15 protein-coding genes are annotated in these 25,100 nt (G+C 73.1%); 7 read left to right on the forward strand and 8 right to left on the reverse strand.

All coding sequences use genetic code 11. The features are described 5' to 3' along the window. Positions 1 to 245: 245 nt before the first annotated feature. A complete protein-coding gene (locus WMF14_RS25475) occupies positions 246 to 1,952 on the forward strand; it encodes a protein kinase domain-containing protein (RefSeq protein ID WP_437790210.1) in 1,707 nt (568 codons plus the stop codon). A 210-nt stretch (positions 1,953 to 2,162) separates the two neighbouring features. Beyond that, on the forward strand, positions 2,163 to 7,280 hold the full coding sequence (locus WMF14_RS25480) for a translocation/assembly module TamB domain-containing protein (protein WP_437790213.1): 5,118 nt from the start codon (positions 2,163 to 2,165) through the stop codon (positions 7,278 to 7,280). A gap of 64 nt (positions 7,281 to 7,344) precedes the next feature. Here WMF14_RS25480 and WMF14_RS25485 read toward each other — a convergent pair whose 3' ends face one another. Continuing rightward, complete coding sequence (locus tag WMF14_RS25485; protein WP_272093455.1) at positions 7,345 to 7,842, reverse strand: hypothetical protein; 498 nt, start codon at positions 7,840 to 7,842, stop codon at positions 7,345 to 7,347. Between the two features lie 114 nt (positions 7,843 to 7,956). Between WMF14_RS25485 and WMF14_RS25490 the strand changes: the two genes are divergently transcribed. Beyond that, positions 7,957 to 8,715 (forward strand): class I SAM-dependent methyltransferase, encoded by a 759-nt coding sequence (locus tag WMF14_RS25490; protein ID WP_437790216.1) that lies wholly within the window; start codon positions 7,957 to 7,959, stop codon positions 8,713 to 8,715. Positions 8,716 to 8,733: 18 nt separating this feature from the next. Here the strand turns inward: WMF14_RS25490 and WMF14_RS25495 are convergent, their stop codons facing one another. From WMF14_RS25495 to rpsO, 5 genes are all read right to left on the reverse strand, one after another. Further along, a complete protein-coding gene (locus tag WMF14_RS25495) occupies positions 8,734 to 9,795 on the reverse strand; it encodes a hypothetical protein (protein ID WP_437322592.1) in 1,062 nt (353 codons plus the stop codon). A gap of 85 nt (positions 9,796 to 9,880) precedes the next feature. Next, positions 9,881 to 11,791: a serine/threonine-protein kinase gene (locus tag WMF14_RS25500; RefSeq protein ID WP_437790220.1), complete on the reverse strand. Its 1,911-nt coding sequence runs from the start codon at positions 11,789 to 11,791 to the stop codon at positions 9,881 to 9,883. Next, positions 11,788 to 13,215 carry a pyruvate kinase gene (gene pyk / locus WMF14_RS25505; protein ID WP_437322594.1) on the reverse strand — a complete coding sequence of 476 codons (1,428 nt, stop codon included), beginning with the start codon at positions 13,213 to 13,215 and terminating at the stop codon, positions 11,788 to 11,790. The genes WMF14_RS25500 and pyk overlap by 4 nt, the downstream gene beginning before the upstream one ends. Before the next feature lie 288 nt (positions 13,216 to 13,503). Then, entirely contained in the window at positions 13,504 to 15,777 is a 2,274-nt protein-coding gene (pnp, locus tag WMF14_RS25510; protein WP_272093460.1) for a polyribonucleotide nucleotidyltransferase, read from the reverse strand. A 557-nt stretch (positions 15,778 to 16,334) separates the two neighbouring features. Continuing rightward, entirely contained in the window at positions 16,335 to 16,601 is a 267-nt protein-coding gene (gene rpsO / locus WMF14_RS25515) for a 30S ribosomal protein S15 (protein ID WP_272093461.1), read from the reverse strand. Between the two features lie 356 nt (positions 16,602 to 16,957). Here rpsO and WMF14_RS25520 point away from each other — a divergent pair, with 356 nt between their 5' ends. Continuing rightward, entirely contained in the window at positions 16,958 to 18,520 is a 1,563-nt protein-coding gene (locus WMF14_RS25520; RefSeq protein ID WP_272093462.1) for a serine/threonine-protein kinase, read from the forward strand. A gap of 57 nt (positions 18,521 to 18,577) precedes the next feature. On the opposite strand, the gene ruvX is transcribed toward WMF14_RS25520, so the two are convergent. Continuing rightward, complete coding sequence (ruvX, locus tag WMF14_RS25525; protein ID WP_272093463.1) at positions 18,578 to 19,003, reverse strand: Holliday junction resolvase RuvX; 426 nt, start codon at positions 19,001 to 19,003, stop codon at positions 18,578 to 18,580. Positions 19,004 to 19,141: 138 nt separating this feature from the next. Here ruvX and hisS point away from each other — a divergent pair, with 138 nt between their 5' ends. Genes hisS through WMF14_RS25540 form a run of 3 tightly spaced genes read left to right on the forward strand, consistent with a single transcriptional unit; the run spans position 19,142 to position 22,790 of the window. Next, positions 19,142 to 20,404 (forward strand): histidine--tRNA ligase, encoded by a 1,263-nt coding sequence (gene hisS, locus WMF14_RS25530; protein ID WP_437790225.1) that lies wholly within the window; start codon positions 19,142 to 19,144, stop codon positions 20,402 to 20,404. Then, a complete protein-coding gene (locus WMF14_RS25535) occupies positions 20,401 to 22,182 on the forward strand; it encodes a hypothetical protein (RefSeq protein WP_437790227.1) in 1,782 nt (593 codons plus the stop codon). The genes hisS and WMF14_RS25535 overlap by 4 nt, the downstream gene beginning before the upstream one ends. Continuing rightward, positions 22,179 to 22,790 carry a COMM domain-containing protein gene (locus tag WMF14_RS25540; protein ID WP_437790229.1) on the forward strand — a complete coding sequence of 204 codons (612 nt, stop codon included), beginning with the start codon at positions 22,179 to 22,181 and terminating at the stop codon, positions 22,788 to 22,790. Before WMF14_RS25535 ends, WMF14_RS25540 begins: the two co-directional genes overlap by 4 nt. Positions 22,791 to 22,863: 73 nt before the next feature. On the opposite strand, the gene WMF14_RS25545 is transcribed toward WMF14_RS25540, so the two are convergent. Beyond that, on the reverse strand, positions 22,864 to 25,080 hold the full coding sequence (locus tag WMF14_RS25545) for a hybrid sensor histidine kinase/response regulator (protein WP_437804299.1): 2,217 nt from the start codon (positions 25,078 to 25,080) through the stop codon (positions 22,864 to 22,866). Positions 25,081 to 25,100 lie beyond the last annotated feature (20 nt).

Raw genomic sequence — 25,100 nt, forward strand, 5'->3', positions numbered from 1 at the left:
GAGGAGACGCGAGGAGACACTAGAAGACGCGAGGAGGCGCGAGGGGAGGCCGCAGGATGCGAGGAGACGCGTGAGCCACGTAAGAGGACACTGGGCCACGCGAGGAGACACCGGGCTACGCGGAATCACGCAGGGCAAGGCAGCGCAGCACACCGCGACTCGACAAAGCGCCGAGGCGCGCGCCGAGCGTTGACCCTCGAGAGCGGCCCCCCGTAGAGTGTAGCCTTGCAGCCGACGTGCCCGCTATGAAGACCTGCCCGCAGTGCCATCAGCGTTACCCGGCCGACAGCGCCTTCTGCTTCATCGACGGCTCGTCGCTCGTCTCCGAGAAGGATCCCCGCATCGGGACGTCGATCGCGGGCCGCTACGTCATCGAGCAGGGCCTCGGGATCGGCGGGATGGCCACGGTCTACAGGGCGTACAACAAGCTGATCGGCACCCCGTGCGCCATCAAGATCCTGAACCGCGAGTTCGCGCAGGACACGACGACGCGGGAGCGCTTCCGGCGCGAGGCGCGGCACGCGCAGCGGCTCGCGCACCCGAACATCATCGAGATCTTCGATCAGGGCGACACCGACGACGGGCTGCCCTTCCTCGTGATGGAGCTGCTCCAGGGGACGAGCCTCGCCGACGTGGTGGAGCGCAGCCGGGTGCCGCTCGCGCGGGCGCTGCCCATCTGGGTGCAGATGGCGCGCGCCCTCGGCCGAGCGCACGACTTCGACGTCGTTCACCGCGATCTCAAGCCGGAGAACGTGTTCCTGCTGAAGGGCGACTGGGTGAAGCTCCTCGACTTCGGCATCGCCCGCTGCGCGCAGGACGCGCGGCTCACCAACCTCGGCGAGATCTTCGGCACACCTCAGTACATGGCGCCCGAGCGCAGCACGACGATCGACGCGGGCCCCCCGGCGGACCTCTACTCGCTCGGGGTCATCATGTTCGAGATGATCACGCAGCGGCTGCCGTTCGACGCGCCGGATCCGGCGAGCTGGATCCTGAAGCACATGAACGAGCAGCCGCCGCACCTCAAGGAGCTGGCCCCGGAGATGCCGGACGCGCTCGACCGCCTCGTCAGCGCCCTGATGGCGAAGGATCCCTCCGAGCGCCCCGTCGACGCGTACCGCGTGCTCGCGGAGCTCGAGGAGATCGCGGCCGCGGGCCGGATCGCGCTCCCCCCGCCGCCGGAGGCGATGCCGCGCGACTCGGCCGTGCGCTCGAGGGGCGCCGGGCGCGATCCCTGGGTCAGCCGGCTCGAGCTGTTCGAGCGGATGACGGCCCGCGCGTTCGGTCCGTCGGCGCCGGCGGACATCCAGCGGCAGCTCGACGCGCTGCGCGGCGTCGTGCGGGAGCACGCCGACCTCCGCTCGAGGGCCCTCGACGAGCAGCGGCGCCTCGAGGGCGTCGCCGAGGAGTGGCGGGACGGCCGGATGCAGATCGGACGGGCGATGGATGCGCTCACGGTCGACGCCTCGCTCACGCGCGACGAGGCCCGATCCTTCCGCGCCAGGGTGGCGCCGCTCAACGCGGCGACGCAGGCGTTCGTCCCCGAGGTGCTGATCGCGCACAAGGAGGCCGTGCGCTGGGAGGGCCGGTGCGGGTTCGCCGAGCCCTACCTCGAGCTCGCCGCCAGCTACCGCAGGCTGGCCGAGCTCGTCGAGGGCTGGTACGCGTCGCGCAAGGCGGACTACGAGGCGGAGAGCGAGGCGATCGCCCGCGAGCACGAGGTGGCCGAGGTGGACGCGCAGATCAAGAAGCTGCGCGAGCGCCTCGAAGAGCTCGACAGGCAGCTCGAGGCGCGGCGCCGGGAGTCCCAGGAGCGCATCGCCGAGATCGGGCGCAGGGTCGATCAGCTCGACGCCGAGCTGCTCCACCTGGCCAGCCGCTTCTGCGCGCCGCTCCGGTCGAAGCCGGAGCTCGGCTCGCTCTTCGTGGAGCTCGAGCGGCTCGCCGGCTGACCGCTCCGCTCCGGCGCGCCTCGGGCGCACACCGTGGCGGCGTGTCGCAGGTCGCGGCGCTCCGGCGAGGGCTTCCCTGCGGCGCGCGTGGATCTGGCTCGGACACGCCCCCGCGGGGCTCGACCCGGCGGCGCGGTATTCCTCCGCCGCCCGCCGTCGCGCCGCGCGTCAGCACGGTCGCCACGCCCCGTGCGTACTAAGCTACCCGCCGTGACGCCCGACCCCGCACCCGAGGCGCGGCGCTCCTCGCCGCCGCGCGCGCCGGGACGCGTGCGCCGCGCCGCCTCCGCCGTCGCGGCGGCGCTCGGGCTCACGCTGACGTTCGCGGGCGCCGCGGCCGTCGGCGTCGCGCTCCACCTCGACACGCCCGCCGCGCGCCGCGTGGCCCGCGACGCCACGAACCGGCTCCTCGGCTCGCTGTTCCAGGGGCGGATCGTCGCCGACGAGATCGACGCGCTCAGCCTGAGCGGCGTGCGGATCCGATCCGCGGTCGCGCTCGATCCACGGGGGAACAAGGTGATCCGCGCGAGCGGCCTCGAGGCGCGCGCCGACGTGCTCCCGATGCTCCGCGGCGCCCTCTTCGGCGCGGGCCCGCTCCGCATCGAGGTCCCGTACATCCGGGTCGAGCAGGCCGACGTGCTGGTCCAGGACAACGGCGCGGGGGGCGTCACCCTCGGCGACACGTTCACGCCGCTACCGCCGCGAAGCCCGCCCTCGTCCGCGCCCGGGGGGCCTCCGCGCGACGTCGTCGTCGCCCTCTCGCACGTCGAGATCGGGCGCGGGTGGGTCCACGGGCAGGCCGCTCCGCCGCGCGCGCTGGACGCCGACGTCAGCCGGCTCTTCGGGTCGGTGCACGTCGGCCCGGAGGGGGTCGCCGTCGACGTCGATCAGACGGGCCTCGTGGATCGCGCGTTCCTTCCGGCCAGGACCGCGGGCACGGCGAACTACCACCTCCGCGCCGGGGACAAGGTCCGGATGTGGAGCAGCTTCGCCGGTCGGCTCGCCGACGTCGAGGTCACCGCGCGGGCCGTGCTCGACGAGGAGCACCTCGAGGCGCAGGCGAGCGTCCCGCGCGCCACGCCGGAGCAGCTGCGGAGCCTCCTCCCGGATCACCCCCTCACCGAGCCGATCTCCGCGCGCGTGGCCGTGAACGGCCAGCTCCCTCAGCTCGACGTGGTGGCGTCGGCCTCGGCAGACGCTGCGGGCCCGGCGGGCGGCGGCCTCGCCCTCACAGGGCGGCTCGACGTGGCGGGGCCCGTGCGGCTCGACGCGGAGGTGCAGGCGCGCGACGTGGATCTGCGGCTCTTCGGCGTGCGCCTCTCGCCCGATGCGGCGAGCGGCGCGGCGCCGACGCAGACGGGCACGGGCGCGGCGCCCGTCCCGGCCGGCGCGGCGCCGACGCAGACGGGCGCGGCGCCTGTCCCGGCCGCGCCCACCCTGCCACGCGCCGTACGCGCCCTGACCCACGCCGCGCCCGCCCTGCCCCGCGTCGCGCCCGCCCGCGCTGCCGCGGCGAAGCCCGCGCCGGAGCGCGGCTCCGGGCCGGCGGACGCGGCGCCCTTGCTCACCGCGGACGGCCGGGTGCGCGTCGAGCTCGGGGACCTGCTCCGGCTCTCCGTCGAGGCGCGGACCGAGCCCACCACGCTGCTCGGGCAGCGCGTGCCGGCGGCGGACGTCCACCTCGTCCTCGACCGCGGCGAGCTCGACGCGCGCGTGCACCTCCACGAGCCGGGCGCTCCGATCGACGCCGCCGTCTCGCTCCTGCCGGGCAGCCAGGGCCTCCGCTTCGCGGCGACGGCCGACATCCCGGCGATCGCCGCGGCGCCACGCCTCGCCGGGCCGGTCGACGGCGCGGGCCGCGTGCGCGTCGAGGGGAGCCTCCGCGCGGGAGCGCTCGACGCGCGCGTCGAGGGCGCGTTCGCCGGGCTCCGGGCCGGCCCGGACGTCGCGCTCGCCAGCGCGCGCGTCGCGGGGCGGGTCTCCGGGCCGATCGACGCGCTCTCGATCGACGCCTCGCTCTCCGGGAAGGAGGCGCTCGCCGGCGGCCACACGCTCGACGAGGTCACCGCGCAGATCTCCGGCCCGCTCGCCTCGCCGAAGCTCCGCGCGACGATCACCGACGGCGACGACTCCCTGAGCGCCTCCGCGCGGCTGAGCTCCACTCCCCTCGCCCTCCGCGACGTCGAGCTCCAGCTGAAGCGCGACGGCGCCGCGGTCGCGGGGAAGATCACGGCGATCAGCCCCTCGCCCGGCGGGCTCGCCGTCGAGGGGCTCGATCTCTCCTCGGCCGAGCTCGGCTCGCTGAAGGGCCGGCTCGCGGTGCGGGGCGATGACGTGACCGGGCGCCTCCGGGGCGACGGCATCGACGTCGGCCGCGTGGCCCGGATGCTCGGGATACCGCTCCGCGTGCGCGGGCGCGCGGAGGTCGACGTCGCGCTCGATCGGGACCCCGAGAGCGGGCGCTCGGGCCACGTGCGGCTCGGCCTCACGGGGGGCGAGATCGCGTTCCTGTCCGGCATCTCGGCGGAGCTCACGGCGACCTTCGAGCGCGACCAGGTCAAGGCCGACGGGTCCGTGCGCATCGACGCGAAATCGCCGCAACCGAACGGGAACGGCGGGCAGCCGCCGAACGGCGCGTGGAACGGCGCCCTGCCGCGGTGCGCGGGCACCCTCGCGAGCGTGCGCGTGTCGGGCGCCGAGGGCACGCTGGACGGGCCCCTCCTGCGCGCGGAGACCTGGACCACCCTGGTCGGGAAGGCCGAGGTCGCCGCGGAGGACTGGGACCTCGGCTGCCTCGCGCAGCTCATGCCGATCGGGCACATCGTGAGCGAGGTGCGCGGCAAGCTCACGACCAGCTTCCGGGTGTCGCGCGCGGCCGGCGAGCCGTTGCCTTCGCTGCACGACGTGCTCGTGCGGACGCACGGCCTCGCGATCGCCGGGCCGCATCGGCTGGACGCCGAGCGCCCGGCCTGGGAGTCGCGCTTCGTCGACGCGCAGCTCAAGGGCTCGTTCAGCGGCGCGACCGGCAGGGCGGACGCCGCGCTGACCCTGTACGACGGCGGGTTGCTCGCCGACGTCTCCGGCACGATCGAGCTCGATCTCGAGGCGCTCACGGGGCCACTCGCTGACCGGTGGTCGTCGCTCCTGCGCTCGCCCATCGCCGCGCACGCCTCCATCCCGCGGCGCGCGATGGACCAGCTCGCCACGCTGCCCTCGTTCGTGCGCGAGGCGCTCCCGCCGCTCGCCGGCGAGGCGCGGATCGACGCGTACGCCAGCGGCACGATCGAGCGTCCGTTCCTGACGGCGCGCACCCTCTGGTGGGGCTTCACCTATGCGCCGCCGGGCGCCTCGGGCGCGACGGATCTCCTGTTCCCCACCGACCTCGACGCGTGGCTCACGTACGACAGCGAGAGGGCCACGCTGGACGCGCACGTCACGCGCGGCGCGGCCGAGATCGCGACCGTGAGCGCCGAGGTGATCGCGCCGCTCGAGCGCCTGCTCGGGGACGTCCCGGCGCGCGCGCGCAAAGGCGCGCCTCCGCCCCCGGCGTGGACCGGCTCCTTCCGCGCGACGCTGCGCGAGGTCCCGCTCGGCGAGATCCCCCTGCTCGCCGACAGCGGCATCGCCGGGCGCGTGAGCGGCGAGATCGAGATGCGCGGCCTCAACATCGCACCGTCGCTCAAGGCGCGCCTCACGGTGCCGGGCGTCACGCTCGGGAACGACCTCGCCTTCGAGCGCGGCGTGCTCGCGCTGCGCATCGACCCGATGCGCGAGGCCGGGCGCGGGAACCTCCGCGTCACCGAGCTCGCCCTCGAGGGCCGGCGCGGCGGCAAGATCCGCGCGAACGCCTTCGCCAGCGTGCGCTTCCGCGACGGGTTCATCCCGGTCCTCGACGGCGAGCGCACGGACCTCGCCCTCTCCGCGGAGCGCTTCCGGCTCGCGGCGCTCCAGCCGCTGGTCGGCGGGCTGCTGAGCAAGGTCGACGGGACGCTGGACGGCAACCTCCGCATCGAGCTCGGCGGCCCGTCCGACGCCGACGGGAACCTCCGCGCCCAGCTGCAGGTCACGGACGGCGTCGTGCACATCCCGGAGCTCGGGCAGGAGCTGCGCGACGTGGCCGCCCGCATCACGGCCGAGGGCGGCGTCCTCCGGATCGAGGGCTTCCGCGCGGCGGGCACGACCGGGATGGCGCAGGGCTGGGCCCTGTTCCGGCTCGCCGGGCTCACGCTGCGCGACGGCGCCGGGGCGCTGACCATCGCCGAGGACCAGGCCCTCCCGCTCACGCTCGAGGGGGTGCCGCTCGGGACCGCCTCCGGGGCGCTGTCGTTCATCGCGGAGAAGAAGCCGGGCGAGCTCGCGCTGCATGTGACGGTCCCGGAGGTCCCCACGCTCCGCGTCTCGCTGCCGGCCACGAGCAGCCGCGACGTCCAGCCGCTCGACGACAACCCCGACATCTCCGTCTCGCACCCGCTCGGGCCGGAGAAGCAGCGGCGCGCGGCGGACGCGCTCCGCTACACCGTGACGTTCGACGTGCGCGACGCGTTCGTGAGCGGCGCGGGGCTACGGCTGCGCCTGAGGGGCGCCGAGGACGCGCCGCCGCGCGTCGTGATCGGCGAGGACACGCGGGTGTCGGGCGGCATCGAGGTCACGCGGGGCGAGCTCGAGATCTACGGCAAGGCGTTCGAGATCGAGGGCGGGCGCGTGCGCCTGCGCGAGGAGGAGGCGTCGAACCCGCACCTGAACGTCACGGCGCACTGGGACGCCCCCGACGGCACGCGCATCCACGTCGACTTCAACGGCAACCTCCGGCCCATCACCGACAGGTCGCTGCGCTTCACCTCGAGCCCGCCGAGCTCGCAGCAGGACATCCTCGCGCGGCTCCTGTTCGGCGCCGATTTCTCGGAGGGCGCGCAGGCCGCGGGCGCCGAGACCCCCGCGGGCCTCGCGGCCGGCGGCGTCGTGGCGTCGGTCGGCAGCGAGATCGCGGCGGCGCAGTTCAACGCGCTGCTGAGCGGCATCGCGCCGCTGCGCGGGCTGACGACGCGGTTCGGGACGACGTCGGAGGGCACGCTGCGGACGAGCGTGGTCTACCGGCTGAGCGACAACCTGACGGCGCAGGCGACCTTCCAGGAAGGCGCGCAGCAGAGCGCCTCGGCGGGATCGAGCGGGCCGACCCCCGGCGGGACGGCGAGCGAGCGCGGAACGCGGACCGAGGTCACCATCGACTGGCGCTTCAACGAGCACTGGACGCTCCGCGGCACGGTGGGCGTCGACGAGCGCCAGACGACCTCGGGCATGCTCGACCTGCTCTGGCAGTATCGATACTGAGCCGAGCGCGGCCGCCTCGGCCCCGCGGGACAGCGATCCCTCTCTGGATCTCCGGCGCGCGGGGCTAGCGCGCGGCCCGCGGGGGCAGCGTGACCTCGCGACCGCCGACGCGCAGCGTGGGCGGCTCGGCCTCGACGAGCAGCGGGGCGAGCTGCGTCTGCGCATGGCGTGAGAAGCGCGCCTCGAGCGCGCCGCTCCGGGCGCGCGCGTACACGACGCCGTCCTCGCCGAGGGAGAGCGTCGCCGGATCGAGCGGCTCCTCCGTGCCGTCGAACAGGAGCAGCGAGACCGCGCCGCCCTCGCCGATCCGGAGCGCGTCGACGAAGAGCGGCGCGTCGTCGGCCTGGAAGTAACACCAGTCGTAGCCGTTCGTGAGGATCGGCCGGCCGTCGTCCGGGTGCCGCCCGATCCAGGACCGGAGCCCGCGCTCGATCGCCGGATGGTCGACCCGGGCGCCGTCGTGCCAGAAACGGCCCTCGCGATCGAGCCGGATCGAGCTCTCGCGGGAGGTCCCTGGGGGCGGCGCGAAGCGGAAGAAATCGGGATGGTCGCCGGGTTTCATGGGTCACCTCGCAGGAGAGATGCGGCCCGGCGCGGCGAATCGCAAGGAGCGCAAGGAGCGCACGGAGCGCAAGGAGCACGGGCAGCCCGCGGCGCGGAGTACTATAGCGGGCCCATGGGAGCCCAGACGGCAGAGGTCGGCACGGACGAGCGCCTGCGCGCGACGCGGGCGTACTACGACGAGTTCTCGGCGCGCTACGAAGCCCGGCGCGGAGGGCGCGATCCCGGGGGCTACCACGACCTCGTCGACGCGCTCGAGGTCGACTTCGTGCGCCGCTTCGGCGAGGGCCGCGACGTGCTCGAGGTGGGGTGTGGGACCGGGCTCCTGCTCGCGCGGATCGGCGCGTTCGCGCGCGCCGCGCGCGGGGTCGATCTCTCGCCCGGCATGCTCGAGCGCGCCCGGGAGCGCGGGCTCGACGTCGTGGAGGGGAGCGCGACCGACCTGCCGTTCGCCGACGAGAGCTTCGACGTCGCGTGCTCGTTCAAGGTGCTCGCCCACGTGGAGGACGTCCGCCGCGCGCTGTCGGAGATGGCGCGGGTGGTGCGGCCCGGCGGGCACGTGATCGCCGAGTTCTACAACCCCTACAGCCTGCGCGGGCTCGTGAAGCGGCTCGGCCCGGCGGGCGCCATCAGCGACGCGACCCGGGAGAGCGCCGTGTTCACGCGCTTCGACGCGCCGAGCGCCGCCGCCGCCCTGATGCCGGACGGCGTGCGCGTCGTCGCCTCGCGCGGGGTGCGCATCGTGACGCCGTTCGCGGCCGCGATGCGCGTGCCCGGCCTCGGGCGCCTCCTGCGCGGGGCGGAGTGGGCGCTGTGCGACACGCCGCTCGCGCAGCTCGGCGGGTTCTGGATCGCCGCCGCGCGGAAGGCGTGAGCCGCGCGGCTCCCCCGGTCAGAACCGGCCGGTGAGCCCCGCGAACATGCCGCCGGGGAGCACGGAGATCGTCGGCGCGGCGGTGAAGCTCGGCGGCGGCGGCGGCACGGGGCGCGTCCGGAAGGAGACCCGCTCGGGGACGAACGTGATCTGCGCGTGGGCGATCCCGGCCGCGGCGAGCGTCGCGAACGCCCCGAAGGCCACGCGGTTGACGGCGGCCGCGGTCCCGATACGGCTGTTCAGCGCGTCGATGTCGACGCTCTGCACCGGGCCGCCGCCCTGCCCCGAGGACCTCGGCGAGACGTCGACGTTCTCGTAGCTGGCCAGCGCTATCGCCGAGACGATCGAGGTCCCGCCGGCCACGGCCTGGCTGACCAGGAAGAACCAGCCGAGCCCGTCGTCGCCGTTCTGGAACTGCCCCACGCCGAAGGGCAGCATCGCTGTCCAGCGGGAGTTCTGCGCCACGACCCGCTCGCGCCCCGCGAGGCGATGGAGCTCGGCGACCCAGCGGCGCTCGTCCTCGCGGCTCCGCTCGATCCGCAGCCGCGCCGCGCGCTGCGCCTCGGCCCTCTGCCGCGTCACCTCCTCGATGCGCGCCCGGATGCGCGCCCGGACCGCGGTGAACCGATCGATCACCTCGGGCTGGAACACCGCCGGGTTCGGCGAGTACACCGGGTTGTCGAGGAGGATCTGCTCGATGTACGCGTCGGCCTCGCCCGTGCGCCGAAGCGCCACGAGCGCCGCGGCGGCGAGGCCGCGCGCCCGCTCGATCAGGCCGGGCTCGGAGATCCTGCACGGCTTGCCCTCCGCCTCGATCGGCCCGCGCTCGCAGGGCGCGTTCGCGGGATCGAGCATCGCCGCGAAGCGGCTCACGGCCTCCTCGTAGTGCCCGGCGTCGAAGCGCGTCTTGGCGAGCTCGAACTGCTGCACGTCGTCGGCGCGCGCCGGCGCCGCGAAGCAGAGCGCGAGGGCGGCGGCGGCCGCCGCCGCGAGGCGCCGCGGCGCGCGCAGGGCGCGGCGGCCCCCGACCGATGGGGAGCGAGCGCCGGGAGATCTCCTGCCTGGAGTTCGCGCAGCCATGCGGAAGGGGTGCGCCGTGATGTAGCGGAGTTTGGGCGGGGATGCTGAGAATTCCGGAGCGGACGCCCCAATGACGGCGATGCCGTCAGCCGGACGGCCAGGAAACGGTGTTCGGCTCGCCGGCCACCAGCGTCACGTTGCCGACGCGCGCCGCGGCATCCGGCGTCGCAGGCGTGAAGAGGCAGCTCCCGCTCCAGGACACGTCGTTCAAGGTCACGGCCTGCGGGGTGCCCGCGTAGCCGATCAGGCCGATCTGCGGGCACGCGACCTGCGCGCTCGGCGGCGCGCCGCTCAGGACGACCATGCTGGGCAGGATCTCCAGCTTGTGGATGATCCGCTGCGGCGCGGAGACGCCGGGCTTCGGCGCCACGACCGAGATGACGCCCGAGTACGGCTTGCAGCACCGCGAGCTGGGCACGCTGATGTGAACGGTGTGTGTGCCGATCTTCAGGGGCGTGACCTTGTTCGCGCCGAACCAGCTGAACTCGACGCCATCGAGCACCAGCTTGGCGCCGCTCGGGACGATCTGGAAGACGACATCGCGCACCACCGGGACGTCTTCCGTCGGCGCGGTGGAGGGCGGGCTCTGCGGCAGCGGGTGCCGCGCGCGGGGCCGCGGCGCGCTCGCGAGCTCCGTGGCGCTCGGCGCGACCGCGCGCACGTTCGGCGACGGGATGAGGGCGTCGATGGGCGGCGTCGGCGGCGCCGGCGTCGGCTCGACCGCCGCGAGCGCTTCCGCGTCCACCGGCGGGTCGCGGAGCGCGCGGGCGATCGTGAACGCGGCGAGGCCGAGCGCCACCGACCCGAGCGCGACGAGCAGCGCGCGCAGCGCGAGCTTCTTCCGGTTGCGGCTCGCGTTCAGCTTCGAGAGCCGCTTGAGGATGGTGAGGTCGTTCGGCGCGAGGGCCAGCGCCCGGTTGTAGTCGGCGGCCGCGCCGGGCACGTCGCCGCGCTTGCGGCCGGCCTCCGCGCGCGCCACGAGGCGCGGGACGAGCCGCGCGGCGTGCCGCTCGGCGTAGCCTGCCGGGTCGGCGAAGTAGGCGGCGAGCTCGGCGCGCGGCTCCGCGATGCCGAGCGCCGTGAGCTCGGCCCGGATCTGATCCGCGAGCGCGCGAGGGCTCGCCGAGCGGGCGACGATGTCGTGCGCGAGGGCGCCCGCGACGATGCGGCTCCAGCGCGCGCCCACGGTGGGTCGCTCGCGCTCGGCCTCCGGGTAGAGCCCCTCGAGCACCTTGCGGAGCACCTGCGCCGGGTTCTTGCCCTCGAACGGCAGGTGCCCGACGAGGCACTCGTAGAAGAGCACCCCGAGCGCGAACACGTCGGTGCGCGCGTCGACCTCGCCGCCCTCGATCTGCTCCGGCGCCATGTGCGCCGGAGAGCCGAGCACCTGCCCCGTCGAGGTGACGCCCTGGGCGTCGAGGATCTTGGCGATACCGAAGTCGGTGAGCTTGATCACCACGCTCGCGCCGTCCCGGCTCTCGCCGGCGCGGTCGGACGGCAGCTCGACGAGCACGTTCTCCGGCTTCACGTCGCGGTGGATGATCCCCGACGCGTGCGCGTGCTCCAGCGCGTCGCACAGCTCGAGCACCACCGCGGCGCCGATCTCGGCCGGCATCTCGCGGTGGGCGCCCAGGATCTTGCGCAGCGTGGCGCCGCGGAGCAGCTCGACGACGAGGTAGCGCTCGCGGTCCTGCTCGCTGGAGACGTCGTACACCTCGACGATGCCGGGGTGGCGCAGCTTCGCCGCCGCGCGCGCCTCGGCGACGAAGCGGGTTCCGACCTCCGTGTTCTCCCGGAGGTGTTTGTGGATGATCTTGACGGCGACATCGCGGCGGAGCCGCGGGTCGCGGGCGCGGTAGACCGTGGCCATCCCGCCGTGGCCTAGCTCCTCGATCAGCTCGTATTTCTCGAGCTTCGGGAGGACTTCCGTGCCCGCGTTCCTGGAGAGAGGTTCCTGCTCGCCCGACGAGCCCCTATCGCGGGCGGGCAGGCTCATTCAACGACCTTCACCCGAATCGTGTTGGTCGACCCCGAGACACCGACAGGAGCGCCGAAGATGGTGACGAGCTTGTCGCCCGGCGAGACGAGGCCGTTCGCAAGCAGGTACCCGGTGGCGCGCTCGATCATCTCGTCCGAGTTCCGGAGCGCGTCGACGGGGAACGGCACCACGCCCCAGAGCAGCGCGAGGCGCCGGCGCGTCGTATCGTTCGGCGAGAAGGCGACGATCGGCACGACGGGGCGCGCCTTCGACGCGTACCGCGCGGTGAGGCCGCTCTCGGTGAACGCGACGATCAGCTTCGCGCCGATGTCCTTCGCGATGTCGCAGGCGGCGCGCGCGGTCGCCTCGGGGACGTTGGCGCGCTGCCCGGGCTGCTCGCTCGAGAGGTAACGGTAGAACGAGCTCTGCTCGGCCTCCGTCACGATGCGGGCCATCATCCGCACGACGAGCGGCGGGTGCGCGCCGGTCGCGGTCTCCTGAGAGAGCATGACCGCGTCGGTGCCGTCGAAGACGGCCGTGGCCACGTCGCTCGCCTCGGCGCGCGTCGGGCGCGTCGCGGTCACCATCGACTGGAGCATCTCGGTCGCGACGATGACCGGCTTCTGGTGCACGCGGGCGAGGCCGAGGATCTCGCGCTGGATGATCGGCACCCGCTCCGGGTTGAACTCCACGCCGAGATCGCCGCGCGCGACCATCACCCCGTCCGAGGCGAGGATGATCGCCTCGAGGTTGTCGATGGCGCCTGGCGTCTCGATCTTGGAGACGATGGGCGTCGGGCGACCCCAGGCCTCGCAGATGTCGCGGACGTGCCGGACCTCGTCCGCGTTGCGGACGAACGAGAGGGCGACGTAGTCGACCCCCTGCGCAAGGCCAAAGCTGAGGTCGGCCTTGTCCTTCTCGGTCAGCGCGGAGATGCGCACACGCCTGGCGGGCAGGTGGACGCCTACGCGATCGCGCAGACGTCCGCCCTGCGTCACGCCGGCCTGGACGCGGTCCCCTTCGACCTTGGTCACGGTGACGACGACGCGGCCGTCGTCGATCAGGACGACGTCGCCCGGCTGCAGATCGGACGCGAGCCCCTCGTAGAGGATCGGGATCTCGCCGGGCGTCGCGACAGGGCTGTCCCTGTTCGCCTCGGTCAGCCAAACGGTAGCCCCGTCAGTCACCTCGAAGGTGTTGCCGGGGAAGCGACCGGCTCGGATCTTCGGGCCGCAGAGGTCTTGCAGGATAGCCACAGGCTTCCCGCATGCCTCCGCAGCCGCACGGACCGTGGCGATTGCTTTGCCATGATCCTCATGCGAGCCGTGAGAGAAGTTGAGTCGAGCGACATCCATACCGGCGCGGATGAGCTGCTCCAGCGTCGTTTGAGAGTCACACGAAGGGCCAATGGTACAGACGATTTTCGCTCTGCGTACGAGCACGGGCGGAGCATGCCACGAGCAGGGGTCGCGACACTACCCTGATTGTGAACGAGCCATGCGGACTTCACCGGATTCCAACAAAGCAGCTGGCAGATGAGCCGCTGCGCGGCGCGGCGCACACGCGCGTCAACGCAGCAGCGGAGCGCGCTGGCCTGCATGAGGGCGGCGATCCGCGCGCACGGCCGCGGATCGCTGCGAATCGGGGCTCTCTCTGAGGGGGAGTCAGCGGCGGGAGGGCTCGGGCGCGCGCCGCAGCGCGGCATGAGGTCCCGCCTGGGGGGCTTGTGACTAGGAGCGGCGCTCTCGGCGCTCGCGCGGCGGTCCGCCGCGATCGCGCTCCATGCCGGGCCGCGATCCGCGATCGCCGCCGCGATCGCCGCCTCGCCCGCCCGGTCCATCGCGCCGCGGCGGCGGGCCGGCGTCGCGCGCCTGCGCCATGCGCTCGCGCGCCCGATCGCCCTCTTCGCCTTCGGGGAGCGGGAGCAGCTCGCGCCGGCTCAGCCGGATCTTCCCCTCGCGATCGACGCTCAGCACCTTCACGTCGAGCGAATCTCCCTCCTTGACGACGTCCTCGACGCGCTCGACGCGCGTGTGGGCCATCTCCGAGATGTGCAGCAGGCCGTCGGTGTTCGGGAGGATCTCGACGAAGGCGCCGAAGTCGGTGATGCGCTTGACCGTCCCCTTGTAGGTCGCGCCGACCTCGGGCTCGGCCGTCAGGCCCTTGATGATGTCGAGCGCCCTCTTCACTGCGTCGGAGTCGGCCGACGCGACGTTCACCGTGCCGTCGTCCTCGACGTCGATCGCGACCCCGGTCTGGTCGACGATGCCCTTGATGGTCTTGCCGCCGGGGCCGATGATGAGCCGGATCTGGTCGGGCTTCACGCGCACCGTGGTGATCCGCGGCGCGTACTGGCTGAGCTCGGGCCGCGTGGTCGGCAGCGTCTCGAGCATCTTGCCCAGGATGTGGAGCCGCCCCTCGCGCGCCTGATCCAGCGCCTGCGCCAGGATCTGCCGGCTCAGGCCCGCGATCTTGATGTCCATCTGGATCGCGGTCACGCCGCGCGAGGTGCCGCAGACCTTGAAGTCCATGTCGCCGAGGTGATCCTCGTCGCCGAGGATGTCCGAGAGCACCGCGTAGCGCTGGCCCTCCATGATGAGCCCCATCGCGATGCCAGCGACGGGCGACTTGATCGGCACGCCCGCGTCCATGAGCGAGAGGCACCCGCCGCAGACGGCCGCCATCGACGACGAGCCGTTCGACTCGAGCGTCTCCGACACGATGCGGATCGTGTACGGGAACTGATCCGGCGCCGGGATCATCCGGGAGAGCGCGCGCTCGGCGAGCGCGCCGTGGCCGATCTCGCGCCTGCCGGGGCCGCGGAGCGGCTTCGTCTCGCCGGTCGAGAAGGGGGGGAAGTTGTAGTGGAGGTAGAAGCGCTTCCACGTCTCCCCCATCAGGCCGTCGATCTTCTGCTCGTCGGTCGAGGTGCCGAGCGTCGTCGTGACGATCGCCTGCGTCTCGCCGCGCTGGAACAGGGCGCTGCCGTGCACGCGCGGGAGCAGGCCGACCTCGCACATGATCGGCCGGATGCTCCTGCCGTCGCGACCGTCGATGCGCTTGCCCTCCTCGATCACGTAGGTGCGGACGACGTGCGCCTTGCGCTCCTCGAACTCCGCCTTCACGAGCCCCTGGAGGGGGAGGAGCTTCTCGGCGCCGAGCTCGGCGTTCAGCGTCTCGGTCAGCTTCTTCTTGAGCGAGCTGTACCCGTCGTAGCGCGCCTTCTTGTCGGTCACCTTCGTCGCGGCCTTCAGGTCCTCGTCGACGATCTGGGCGACGCGCCGCTTGATCTCCTCCGGCAGCGCCGGCGCGACGAACTCGCGCTTCGATTTGCCCACCGCGGCGCGCATCTTCTCGATCAGATCGAGGACCGGCTGCGCGGTCTCGTGCGCGAACATCAGCGCGTCGATGATCTCCGTCTCGGTCGCCTCGGCCGCGCCGCCCTCGACCATCACGATCGCGTCGCGCGAGCAGGCGACGACGAGGTCGATGTCGCAGCGCTCGATGTCGGCGACCGTGGGGTACGCCACGAACTCGCCGTCGAGCCGGCCCACGCGCACGCCCACGACCGGCCCGTGCCAGGGGATGTCCGAGATGTGCAGCGCGGCGCTCGCCCCCGTCAGGGCGAGGACGTCCGCCTTGTTCTGCTTGTCGCTGGAGAGGACGGTCGCGATGATCTGCGTGTCCCGCTTGAAGCCCTCCGGGAAGAGGGGGCGGAGCGGGCGATCCATGAGGCGGCTCGAGAGGATCTCCTCCTCGCGCTGGCGCGCCTCGCGTTTGAAGAAGCCGCCGGGGATCTTTCCGGCGGCGTAGGTCTTCTCGACGAACTCACAGGTGAGGGGGAAGAAGTCGAGGCCCGGCCGCTCGTCCTGAGAGACGGCGGTCACGAGCACCATGGTATCGCCGTAGGTGACGAGCACGGCCCCGTGGGCCTGCTTGGCGAGGCGGCCGGTCTCGAGGGTGAGGGCACGGCCGCCCACCATGACGGATTCACGAACGAACATTGGGATTTCAGCTCTCTCTCGCACGATCGCGAGGGCCGCTGCGTGCGGCGCTACGCCGAGCGCGAGGGGCTGCTCTTCTTCCTCGGTTCCTGCGCAGGAGCCGAGCTGCTGCGCACGAAGCGAAGACGAAGATGCGCGAAGCCCGCGCTCGGGAACGGCGAGGCGCGATCGCCCCGCCGGTCCGTGGTCAATGAATGACCTCCTTAGAGCGTCCGCTCCGCTCTCGCCAGCGCAAAACGCAGGCGTTCAGGGGCGCGTGCCGCAAAACCTCCCGAACGGAAGGGGCCGGAACGGCCGCGTGTGCATGGGTGCTGGAGCGGAAAGGCGCGCGCGGAGCCGCAGATGAGCCAGGCCGCACCCGGGCTGGGCCGCAGGCGGGACCGATCGCACATGGGCGGGCCGCTGGGGTGAATCGCTGGTGGTGGGATGGATCAGCAGGTGGGACAGACAGGCCCAGCGGGCAGACGGCAGGCGGGGTCGCCTGCTCTCGCGCAGCGCCAGCGTGCGAGGCGCGCCTCGCCCGGGGGCGGCAGGCCTGATGGCCCGGAAATCCGCGACTACTTGCGGAGGTTGAGGCGGCTGATGAGGCCGCGGTAGCGCTCGATGTCGACGCGCTTCAGGTAGTCGAGCTGCCGGCGGCGCTGGCTCACCAGCTTCAGCAGGCCGCGGCGGGAGTGGTGGTCCTTCTGGTGCGTGCGGAAGTGCTCCTGCAGCTGGTTGATCCGCTCGCTGAGGAGGGCGATCTGGACCTCCGGCGACCCGGTGTCGCCGTCGTGGATCGCGTACTTCTGGATGATGTCCGTCTTCTGAACAGAATGCAGCATGGCTGGCTCTCCATGGCCCTGCCGGTGCGCTACCGAGCGTCCGGGCCGGCTCGTCTTCTCCGAAAACGGAGGAACGGAACCGGCGGCTGGCCAAGTGACGCCTGAATGTGAGCCCCGCGCCCGTAGTGGCGGGAGCCCGCGAAGTTCAGGCCAGTGAGCTGAGGAGCGCGCGAGTATACGCAGGTGCCTCGGTCCGTCAACGCGGTCGACGCGGGCCGCGCGATTTGTCACCCCCAGAACGGCCGATTGGTTACCCTCGGTCGGCGATGCCCGGCACCATCCGGCCCCCCGACGAAGCCTCCCGACCGCAGTCGGACGCGCGCGGCTCGCAGTCGGACCTTCATATCGCGAACGCGATGACGAGCCTCTCCTCCTCCGCCACCGCGCTCTCGACCCCCGCGAGCGACAACTCGACCCCCAAGGTCTGCCCCACCTGCGGGGTCCGGTACCCGGCCGAGTTCAGGGTTTGCCCGCGCGACGCCGCGACGCTCGACGAGTCGGAGGACGACGCGGTCCGCGACGATCTCGTCGGCAAGACGCTCAACGAGACGTACACGGTCGTGCGCGTCGTCGGCGAGGGCGGCATGGGGCGCGTCTACGAGGCGCGCCACACGCGGATCTCCAGCAAGCGGTTCGCCATCAAGATGCTGCACCCGGAGTTCGCGCGGCAGCCTCAGGTGATCTCGCGCTTCCAGCGCGAGGCCGAGGCCGCAGCCGCGGTGCAGAGCCCGTACGTCGTCACCGTCTTCGACGTCCACCGCACCGCGGAGGGCCGTCCGTTCCTCGTGAACGAGTTCCTCGAAGGCAAGGAGCTCGCCGACTACCTCAACGAGGCCGGCAAGATGAAGACCGGCCCCGCCGTGCGCATCGTCCGGCAGATCTGCAAGGCGCTCGCAGCGGCCCACGCGAAGGGCGTGGTGCACCGCGACATGAAGCCGGAGAACGTGTTCCTCACAGGCGACCTCGCGATGCCGACCGCCAAGGTGATCGACTTCGGCATCTCCAAGGTCGACGACGCGCCGGGCGCCGCGCTCACGCAGACCGGCATGATCATGGGCACGCCCTCGTACATGGCGCCGGAGCAGGCCCGCGGCGAGCGCGTCGATCACCGGGCGGACATCTACGCCGTCGGCGCGATCCTCTACTGCGCCCTCACCGGCAGCCGCCCGTTCGACCGCAACGATCCGACCGCGACGCTCACCGCGGTGCTCACCGAGGACCCGCCCCGTCCCCGCTCGCTCGAGCCGAGCATCCCCGAGCCGCTCGAGATGATCATCCAGCGGGCCATGGCGAAGGAGCCCGGCCATCGGTACCAGACGATGGAGGAGCTCGACGCGGAGCTCGCGCTCTACGACACAAGCGAGGCCGAGCCCAAGGAGCTCGACGCCCCCGGCGTGCCCGGGCCGCGCGTGTCGATGCCGTCGGCGCCGCGCGTGGCGCCGACGATGCAGCTCCGCCAGGCGCAGCAGGTGAGCATGGCGAGGCCGCTCATCCTCCTGCTCTTCGCGCTCGGCCTCTTCTGGGTCGCCGGCAGCCTGGTCACGCTCGTCACCGCGATCATCCGCCTGTCGCGCGGCGGCCAGGTGACCGACAACCTGACGGGCCTCGAGGCCGTCCTGCTCGCGTCCGGGATCGGCTTCGCGCTGATCACCCCCGCGCTGATCAGCGCGAGCCACGTGCGCAAGACCGTCTGGAACAACAGCATGAAGGCGGTCGATCTGGCCGACAACCTGCGCCGGCCGATCGTGGTCGGCCTGTGCGCCTACGGCTTCGCGTCGCTGCTCGTGCGGGTGGTGGAGGCCGTCGTCCTCCGGCGCGCGGCCGGCGTCGCGTGGCCCATGTGGGACGTCGTGCTGTTCGCGGTCGGCGCGGTCGGCGCCGCCGGCGCGTACCTCTTGCTCCGCAGCGAGAGCCGGTAGCCCGGGCGATCCCTGGCCGCGCGCCTCCCGGTCGAGGCCAGAGCGGGGTGCAGCGGTCTAGCCCCGACGGTCCAGCCACGCCTGGAGCAGCAGCGCCGCCGCCGCCCCGTCGACGCGCTCCTTGCTCTTGCGCCCCGAGACGCCCCCGTCGCGCAGCCGCCGGGCCGCCTCGACCGTCGTCAGCCGCTCGTCGACGAGCTCCACCTCGACGCCGGCCGCGTCGGCCAGCGCCTGCGCGAAGGCCGCCGCCCGCCGCGCGGCGGGCCCCTCGTCCCCGTTCATCTCGAGCGGCAGCCCCACGAGGAACCGGGTGATGCCTTCGTCCCGGGCGAGCGCCGCAAGGGCCTCCAGGAGCGCCTTCCGGTTCCGCCCGTCGAGCAGCGGCCGCGGGTGCGCGTAGAGCCCGAGCTCGTCGGTCACGGCCACGCCGACGCGGGCCTTACCAAGATCGATCGCCGCAGCGCGTGCCTTCGCCTTCGCCATGCCTCTGGAAAGACCCCATAGCCTTCGGGCGACGCGCCGGCGAGACCCGAGCGTCACCCGGAAGCATCCGACCGGCTTGACCCGCTCGCCAGCACCGACCATAAGCGCCGCGCGATGGAACTGCGCGCGGTACGGGGGATGAACGACATCCTCCCCGAAGAGGTGGAGCGCTGGCACAAGCTCGAGGGGGCCTTCCGCCTCCACGCGGAGCTCCACGGCTATGCCGAGGTGCGCACGCCGCTGCTCGAGCCGACGGAGCTCTTCCGTCACCAGATGGGGGAGACGACGGACGTGGTCGAGAAGGAGATGTACTCCTTCGAACGCCACGGCGATCACCTCACCGTCCGACCCGAGGGCACCGCGGGCGCCGCGCGCGCCTACGTCGAGCACGCGGTCCACGCGAAGGAGCCGGTCACCCGCTGGTACTACCTCGGCCCGATGTTCCGCGGGGAGCGGCCGGCGAAGGGGCGCTACCGCCAGTTCTACCAGGCCGGCTGCGAGCTCTTCGGCGATCCCGGGCCGCTCTGCGACGCCGAGACGATCGACCTCGTCGCCGGCTTCCTGCAGCGCATCGGCATCGGCGAGTTCGTCGTCCACGTGAACTCGCTCGGCGGCGCGGGCACGCGCGACCGCTACCGCGACGCGCTGCTCGCCCACTACACGCCGCGCAAGGACGAGCTCAGCGAGGACTCGCAGCGCCGCCTCGCGAAGAACCCCCTGCGCATCCTCGACTCGAAGGACCAGCGCGATCACGAGGTGTCGCGCGACGCGCCGTCGATCCTCGACCTGCTCGACGACGCGGACCGGGCGCACTGGGACGGCGTGCGCCGATGCCTCGACGTGCTCGGCGTGAACTACGTCGTCGATCGGTCGCTCGTTCGGGGGCTCGACTACTACACGCGCACGCTCTTCGAGGTGAAGGCGACCGCGGGCGATCTCGGCGCCCAGAGCACGCTCGCGGGCGGCGGCCGTTACGACGCCATGGTCGCGGGGCTCGGCGGGCCGAGCGTGCCCGCGATCGGCTTCGCGATGGGGATGGAGCGGCTGCTCACGATGATGCCCGGCGCCTCGCCCCGCCGGAGGCCCGGCTGCTTCCTCGCCCCGCTCGGCCAGAGCGGCGCGGATCAGGCGCTCGTGCTGGCGAAGCAGCTGCGCGCGCTCGGCGTCCCGGTCGAGCTCGACGGGCGCGGCGGGCGGCTCAAGGCGATGCTCCGGCGCGCGGACTCCCTCGGCGCGCGGCTCTGCGTGATCCTGGGCGACGCGGAGATCGAGCGCGGCGTGCTCCAGATCAAGGATCTGGTGGCGCACGTGCAGGAGGAGATCCCGCTGGAAGGTGCGGCGCGCGTGCTCGCGGATCGGGCCCTCGAGGCGTCGCCCGGCGGCCAGCGGGGAGCGCGTTGACCTCCGAAGCGATGGGAGCGCAGGGCTGCTCGCGAGGGGCGCGCGGCGCGCCGGCGGGCGAGGGGCGGGGCCGCGCTCGGCGCGCGCGATCGGCGCTGTCGCTCGCCGTGGCGCTGGCCGCGCTCGCCGCGCCGTCCGTCGCGGCGGCGCAGCTCGGCTTCGGCCAGCCCGGCATGTCGCAGCCGCCGCCCGCGAGCGCGCCGAAGCCGCCGCCCGGCACGCCGGAGACGCACGCGGCGCCGACGTCCGAGGAGAGCCCGATCCAGACCCAGGAGCCGACCCTGCCGGAGGACCCGCTGGCGGTGCCGCCCGCGGTCAAGAAGCAGATCGGCACGAACGACGTCGGCGAGTGGGAGCGCGGGCGCGCCGCGGAGATCCAGCGCGACTGGTACGGCCCCTATTACAGCGAGCGGAGCGGCAGCTACCAGTTCAGGACGGTCTTCCCCCTGTGGGCGGAGCGCCGGATGCCCGGCGACCGCGCCACGATGGTGACGCCGCTCTACTACAACCGCCGGAGCAAGGACGTCGACGCCGACGTGCTCTTCCCCTTCTTCTGGAAGCTCCGGGACGAGAACACGTACACGACGATCGTCGGCCCGTTCATGCACCGCGAGTCCGAGGGTCGCCCCGCGAGCCCCGGGCGGGCGGCAGAGCCGGGCCGGCACGACAACTGGCTCGCGCCGCTCTTCTTCGAGGGAAAGCGCGACGACGGGAGCGGCTACTTCCACATCCCTCCCCTGCTGACCTTCACGCATCACACGGCGCAGAGCGGCTTCAACCTGGTCGGCCCCCTCTACTGCAGCTGGAAGGGCGGCCCCGCGTGCGACGTGCGCTCCGCCGACAAGATCCACCTCGGCCTGGCCCCCCTGTACTTCTACGGCCGCGACGAGAGCAGCGAGTACGAGGTCATCCCGCCGCTCTTGCACTACTACCACTACAGCGATGTCGGAGAGCGCTCCACCAACGTGTGGGGCCCGCTGATGTGGCAGCACTCCCGCAAGGGCGACGTGTTCAACGTCATGCCCTTCTACTGGCACAGCTGGGGCAAGAACTACGACCGCACGACGCTGTTCCCGTTCTTCCACTACGGGTACGAGGGCAACAAGAGCCTGCTCATCACGCCGCTCTTCCTGAAGGCGCGCGGCGAGGAGGGGGAGAGCACCTTCGCGACCTGGGGCTACGCTCGCTACCGAGGGCGGACGGAGCTCGACATGATCACGCCGCTCTTCTGGCAATACCGGGATCCGGCCATCGATCTCGAGCGGACGTTCCTGCTCCCGTTCTATTACCGGGGCACCTCGCCGCGCAGCGATGATCTCGTCCTCTTCCCCTTCTACGGCCGCTTCAAGCGCCACGGGTTGAGCGACACCACGTGGCTCACGCCGCTCGTGCGGCACACGCGGGATCTCACCGGCTGGGAGACGGACATCTATCCGTTCTTCTACGCGGGGAGGAACCGCGACTCGACGCACCTCGTCGCCGCGCCGTTCCTCTGGGACTTCGCGTCGCCGACGTCGCGCACCACGGTGGCCCTGCCGTTCTTCTTCCGGTTCGCGGACCCGACGTCGGTGACGCAGGTCGCGCTCAACACCGTGTACCGGGAGCACCGGGTGCGGAACGGCAAGGAGTGGGAGTTCCACCTCGTCCCGCTGTTCTCGTACGGCGAGACCCCGGACGGTCACTGGTGGAACGTCCTGTTCGGCCTCGCCGGGTACACGCGCGCGGGCACGGCGGCGACGATGCGGGCGCTCTACGTCCCGATCAAGCTGAGCCAATGAGCCCGCGCGGCGCCGAGCTCCGCTGCCTCGGCGGATCGCCGCCGCCCCCGGAGCTCGCCGTCGACCTGCGGCGGCTCCTGGAGCTGCCCGAGGGCGCGCGGCAGCGCCTCTGGGAGGCGCTCGGGCCGAGCCTCGGCGAGCCGGTGCCCGCCGCCGTGGAGCGGCTCCTCGACGCGTTCTGCCGCCGGCACGAGGTCGCGTCCGACGCGCTCGCGCGGGTGCTCAAGGCGTGCCGCTTCCTCATCCGCGAGGCGAGCAAGTCCGACCTCGATCGCGCCGCGCTCGCGGCCGACATCGCCGCGCTCGCGCCCGGCCAGGACGCCGAGGAGATCCAGGCCGTCCTGCTCGCCGGCTACGACCAGGCCAGGGCGCTCGTGCGGCGGGAGATCGTCCGCGGCGCGCTGCTCGATCACGGCAAGCTGCTCACCGGCGTCGAGTGGCGCATCGACACGATCGCGACCGCGAGCCGCGGGGCGAAGATCGCCGCCCCCGTCGTCGTCCTCACGCTGAGCTACCAGGAGGGCGACCTCCGCTCCCGCATCACGCTCCAGGCGACCCCGGAGACGCTGAGCGAGCTCCAGCGGCTCTGCGCGCAGATCCTCGGCTGATCGCGCGCGCGGTGTGGACGGACGCGCGGCGGCGTCCCGCCGGCGACAGCGCGGGCGGACAGCGCGGGCGCTTCTACCTGCTGCTGTCGCGCGCCTCCGCGCGGGGCGCGGAGTTCGCGGAGACGACCTCGGCGATCGCGGAGAGCGCGTCCTCGGCGGAGAACGGCTTCTCCAGGAGCGGGCGGCCCGACGAGGCGAGGAACCGCTCGACGTCCGCGCCGAAGCCCACGCCGGTCATGAAGATGAACCCCTGCGCCAGCACAGGATCGCTCTCGCGGATCCGCGTGTAGAAGACGTCGCCCGACATGCCGGGCATGCGCAGATCGCAGAGCACGACGTCGAAGCGCTGCCCGCCCGCGAGCATCCCCATCGCGGCGTCGGCGCTGGGCGCGAGCGCCACCTCGTGCACGCGGCCCAGCTGATCGGACAGGGCGCGGGCGAGCGACGCCTCGTCCTCCACCACGAGCACGCGCACCCGCTTCGAGACGAGCCGCGGCACCGGCGAGACGCTCGGCGTCGCCTCGTCCGTCCGCCCGGCCGCGGGCAGCGAGATGATGAAGCGCGCGCCGCCCGGCGGGACGCGCCCAGGGACCGGGCTCTCCGCCGTGATCTGCCCGCCCGCGCGCTCGATGATCTCGCGGCTGATCGACAGCCCGAGCCCCGTGCCGACCTCCGGGCCCTTCGTCGTGAAGAAGGGCGCCCAGATGCGCGGCAGGTTCTCCTCCGCGATGCCGGCGCCGGTGTCGCTCACCACGATCTCGACCGTCTCCCCGTCGCTCCGCGTCTCGACCGTCACCGTCTGATCGCGGGCCTCGTGCTTCGAGCTCGGCTTCGGGATCGCCTGGGCCGCGTTGACGAGGAGGTTCACGATGACCTGGCCGAGCCGGCCGTCATCCATGAGGATCGGCGGCACCTCGGAGAGGTTCTTCACGATCTGCGCCCGCTCGATGATCTGGCCGCGCGTGAGGCTCAGCGCGGACTCGACCGTGCGGTTCGCGTCCGTCAGCGTGCGCCGCGAGCCCTCGGGCTGCGGCGGGCTCGCGAACAGCTTGAGATCGCGGACGATGTCGACGATGCGCTTGATCGAGTCGCGCAGCTCCTTCACGAGCTCCGACGCGCTGGAGGCGGCGCTGCCCTCCATGCGCACGTTCGGGCCGCGCAGGAGGCGGTCGAGCATGTCCAGGCCGAGCAGGATGAACGCCGCGGGGTTGTTGATCTCGTGCGCCACGCCGGCCGCGAGCGTGCCGAGCGTCGAGAGGCGATCGACCTGGATGAGCCGCGTGCGCGCCGCGTGCTCGGTGCTCACGTCCGCGAGGACGCCCTCGATCGCCACCACGCGGCCGCGATCCGAGACGAGCGGGTACACCGTGCCGCGCGCGGTGATCGCGTCGCCGCCCCGCCGCCGCAGGCGCGCCTCGTAGGAGGCCGACGGGGCCCCGAGCTTGGCCCGCGCGACGGCGTCCTCGAAGCACATCACGCCCTCGGGATCGGCGTGCGCCTCCCCGAGGAAGCCCGGCGTCTTGAGCGCCTCGGTCACCGGCACGCCCAGGAGCCGCTCGGCGTGCCGGTTCAGGAACGAGAGCTCGCCGGACTCGGGGTCGAGCCGGAAGATGATGAGCGGCGCGTTGTCGAGGAGGTTCCTGTGCTGCTCCTCGAGCTCGCGGATCCTGAGCAGCCGCTCGGCGGCCTCGCGCTCCCCGGCGACGACGCGCAGCGAGCGATCCAGGCCGGCGCCGAGCGCGTCGGCGATCTCCTCGAGGAGCGGGATCGGCGCCGAGGCCGCCGCGCCGGCGTCTCCGTAGCCCACGACGAGCGCCGCGATGATCGGGCAGCTGAAGCCGCCGGCCCCGGCGCCGGCCGGCCCGGAGCGCGCGGGGTGGCCGGGCTCGGCGCCCGGAGGCGCGGCCCGCACGGGCAGCGCGACGTACGAGAGACACCCCTCGCCGGCCCCCATCTGGGCGAGCGCGTTCCCCGCGCGGTTGTCGTCGCAGGAGAACGGCTCGCCCTCGGCGAACACCCGCCGGAAGAGCGCCGCGGGCGCCGGCAGTCGCGCGCCGAACGGGGCGGCGGCGAGCGCGTCGCCGCGGAAGACCGCGTACGCGCGGAGCCCGCCCTCCGGCTCCGGGAACACCACCGCGAGCAGCTGGAACGCGGCGAACCGGCCTACGGCCGCGGCGAGCTCCTCGAACGGCCTCGGCAGGAGCAGGTTCGAGTGGCGGGCCACGACGGTGAGGACGGCGTTCAGCGCGACGAGGCGGCCAACCCTCTCGCTCGCAGGCTCAGCGTGCATTTCCACGACATCTCACCACG

The sequence above is a fragment of the Sorangium sp. So ce693 genome (genome assembly GCF_051521375.1).
Classification (GTDB): domain Bacteria; phylum Myxococcota_A; class Polyangia; order Polyangiales; family Polyangiaceae; genus Sorangium; species Sorangium atrum.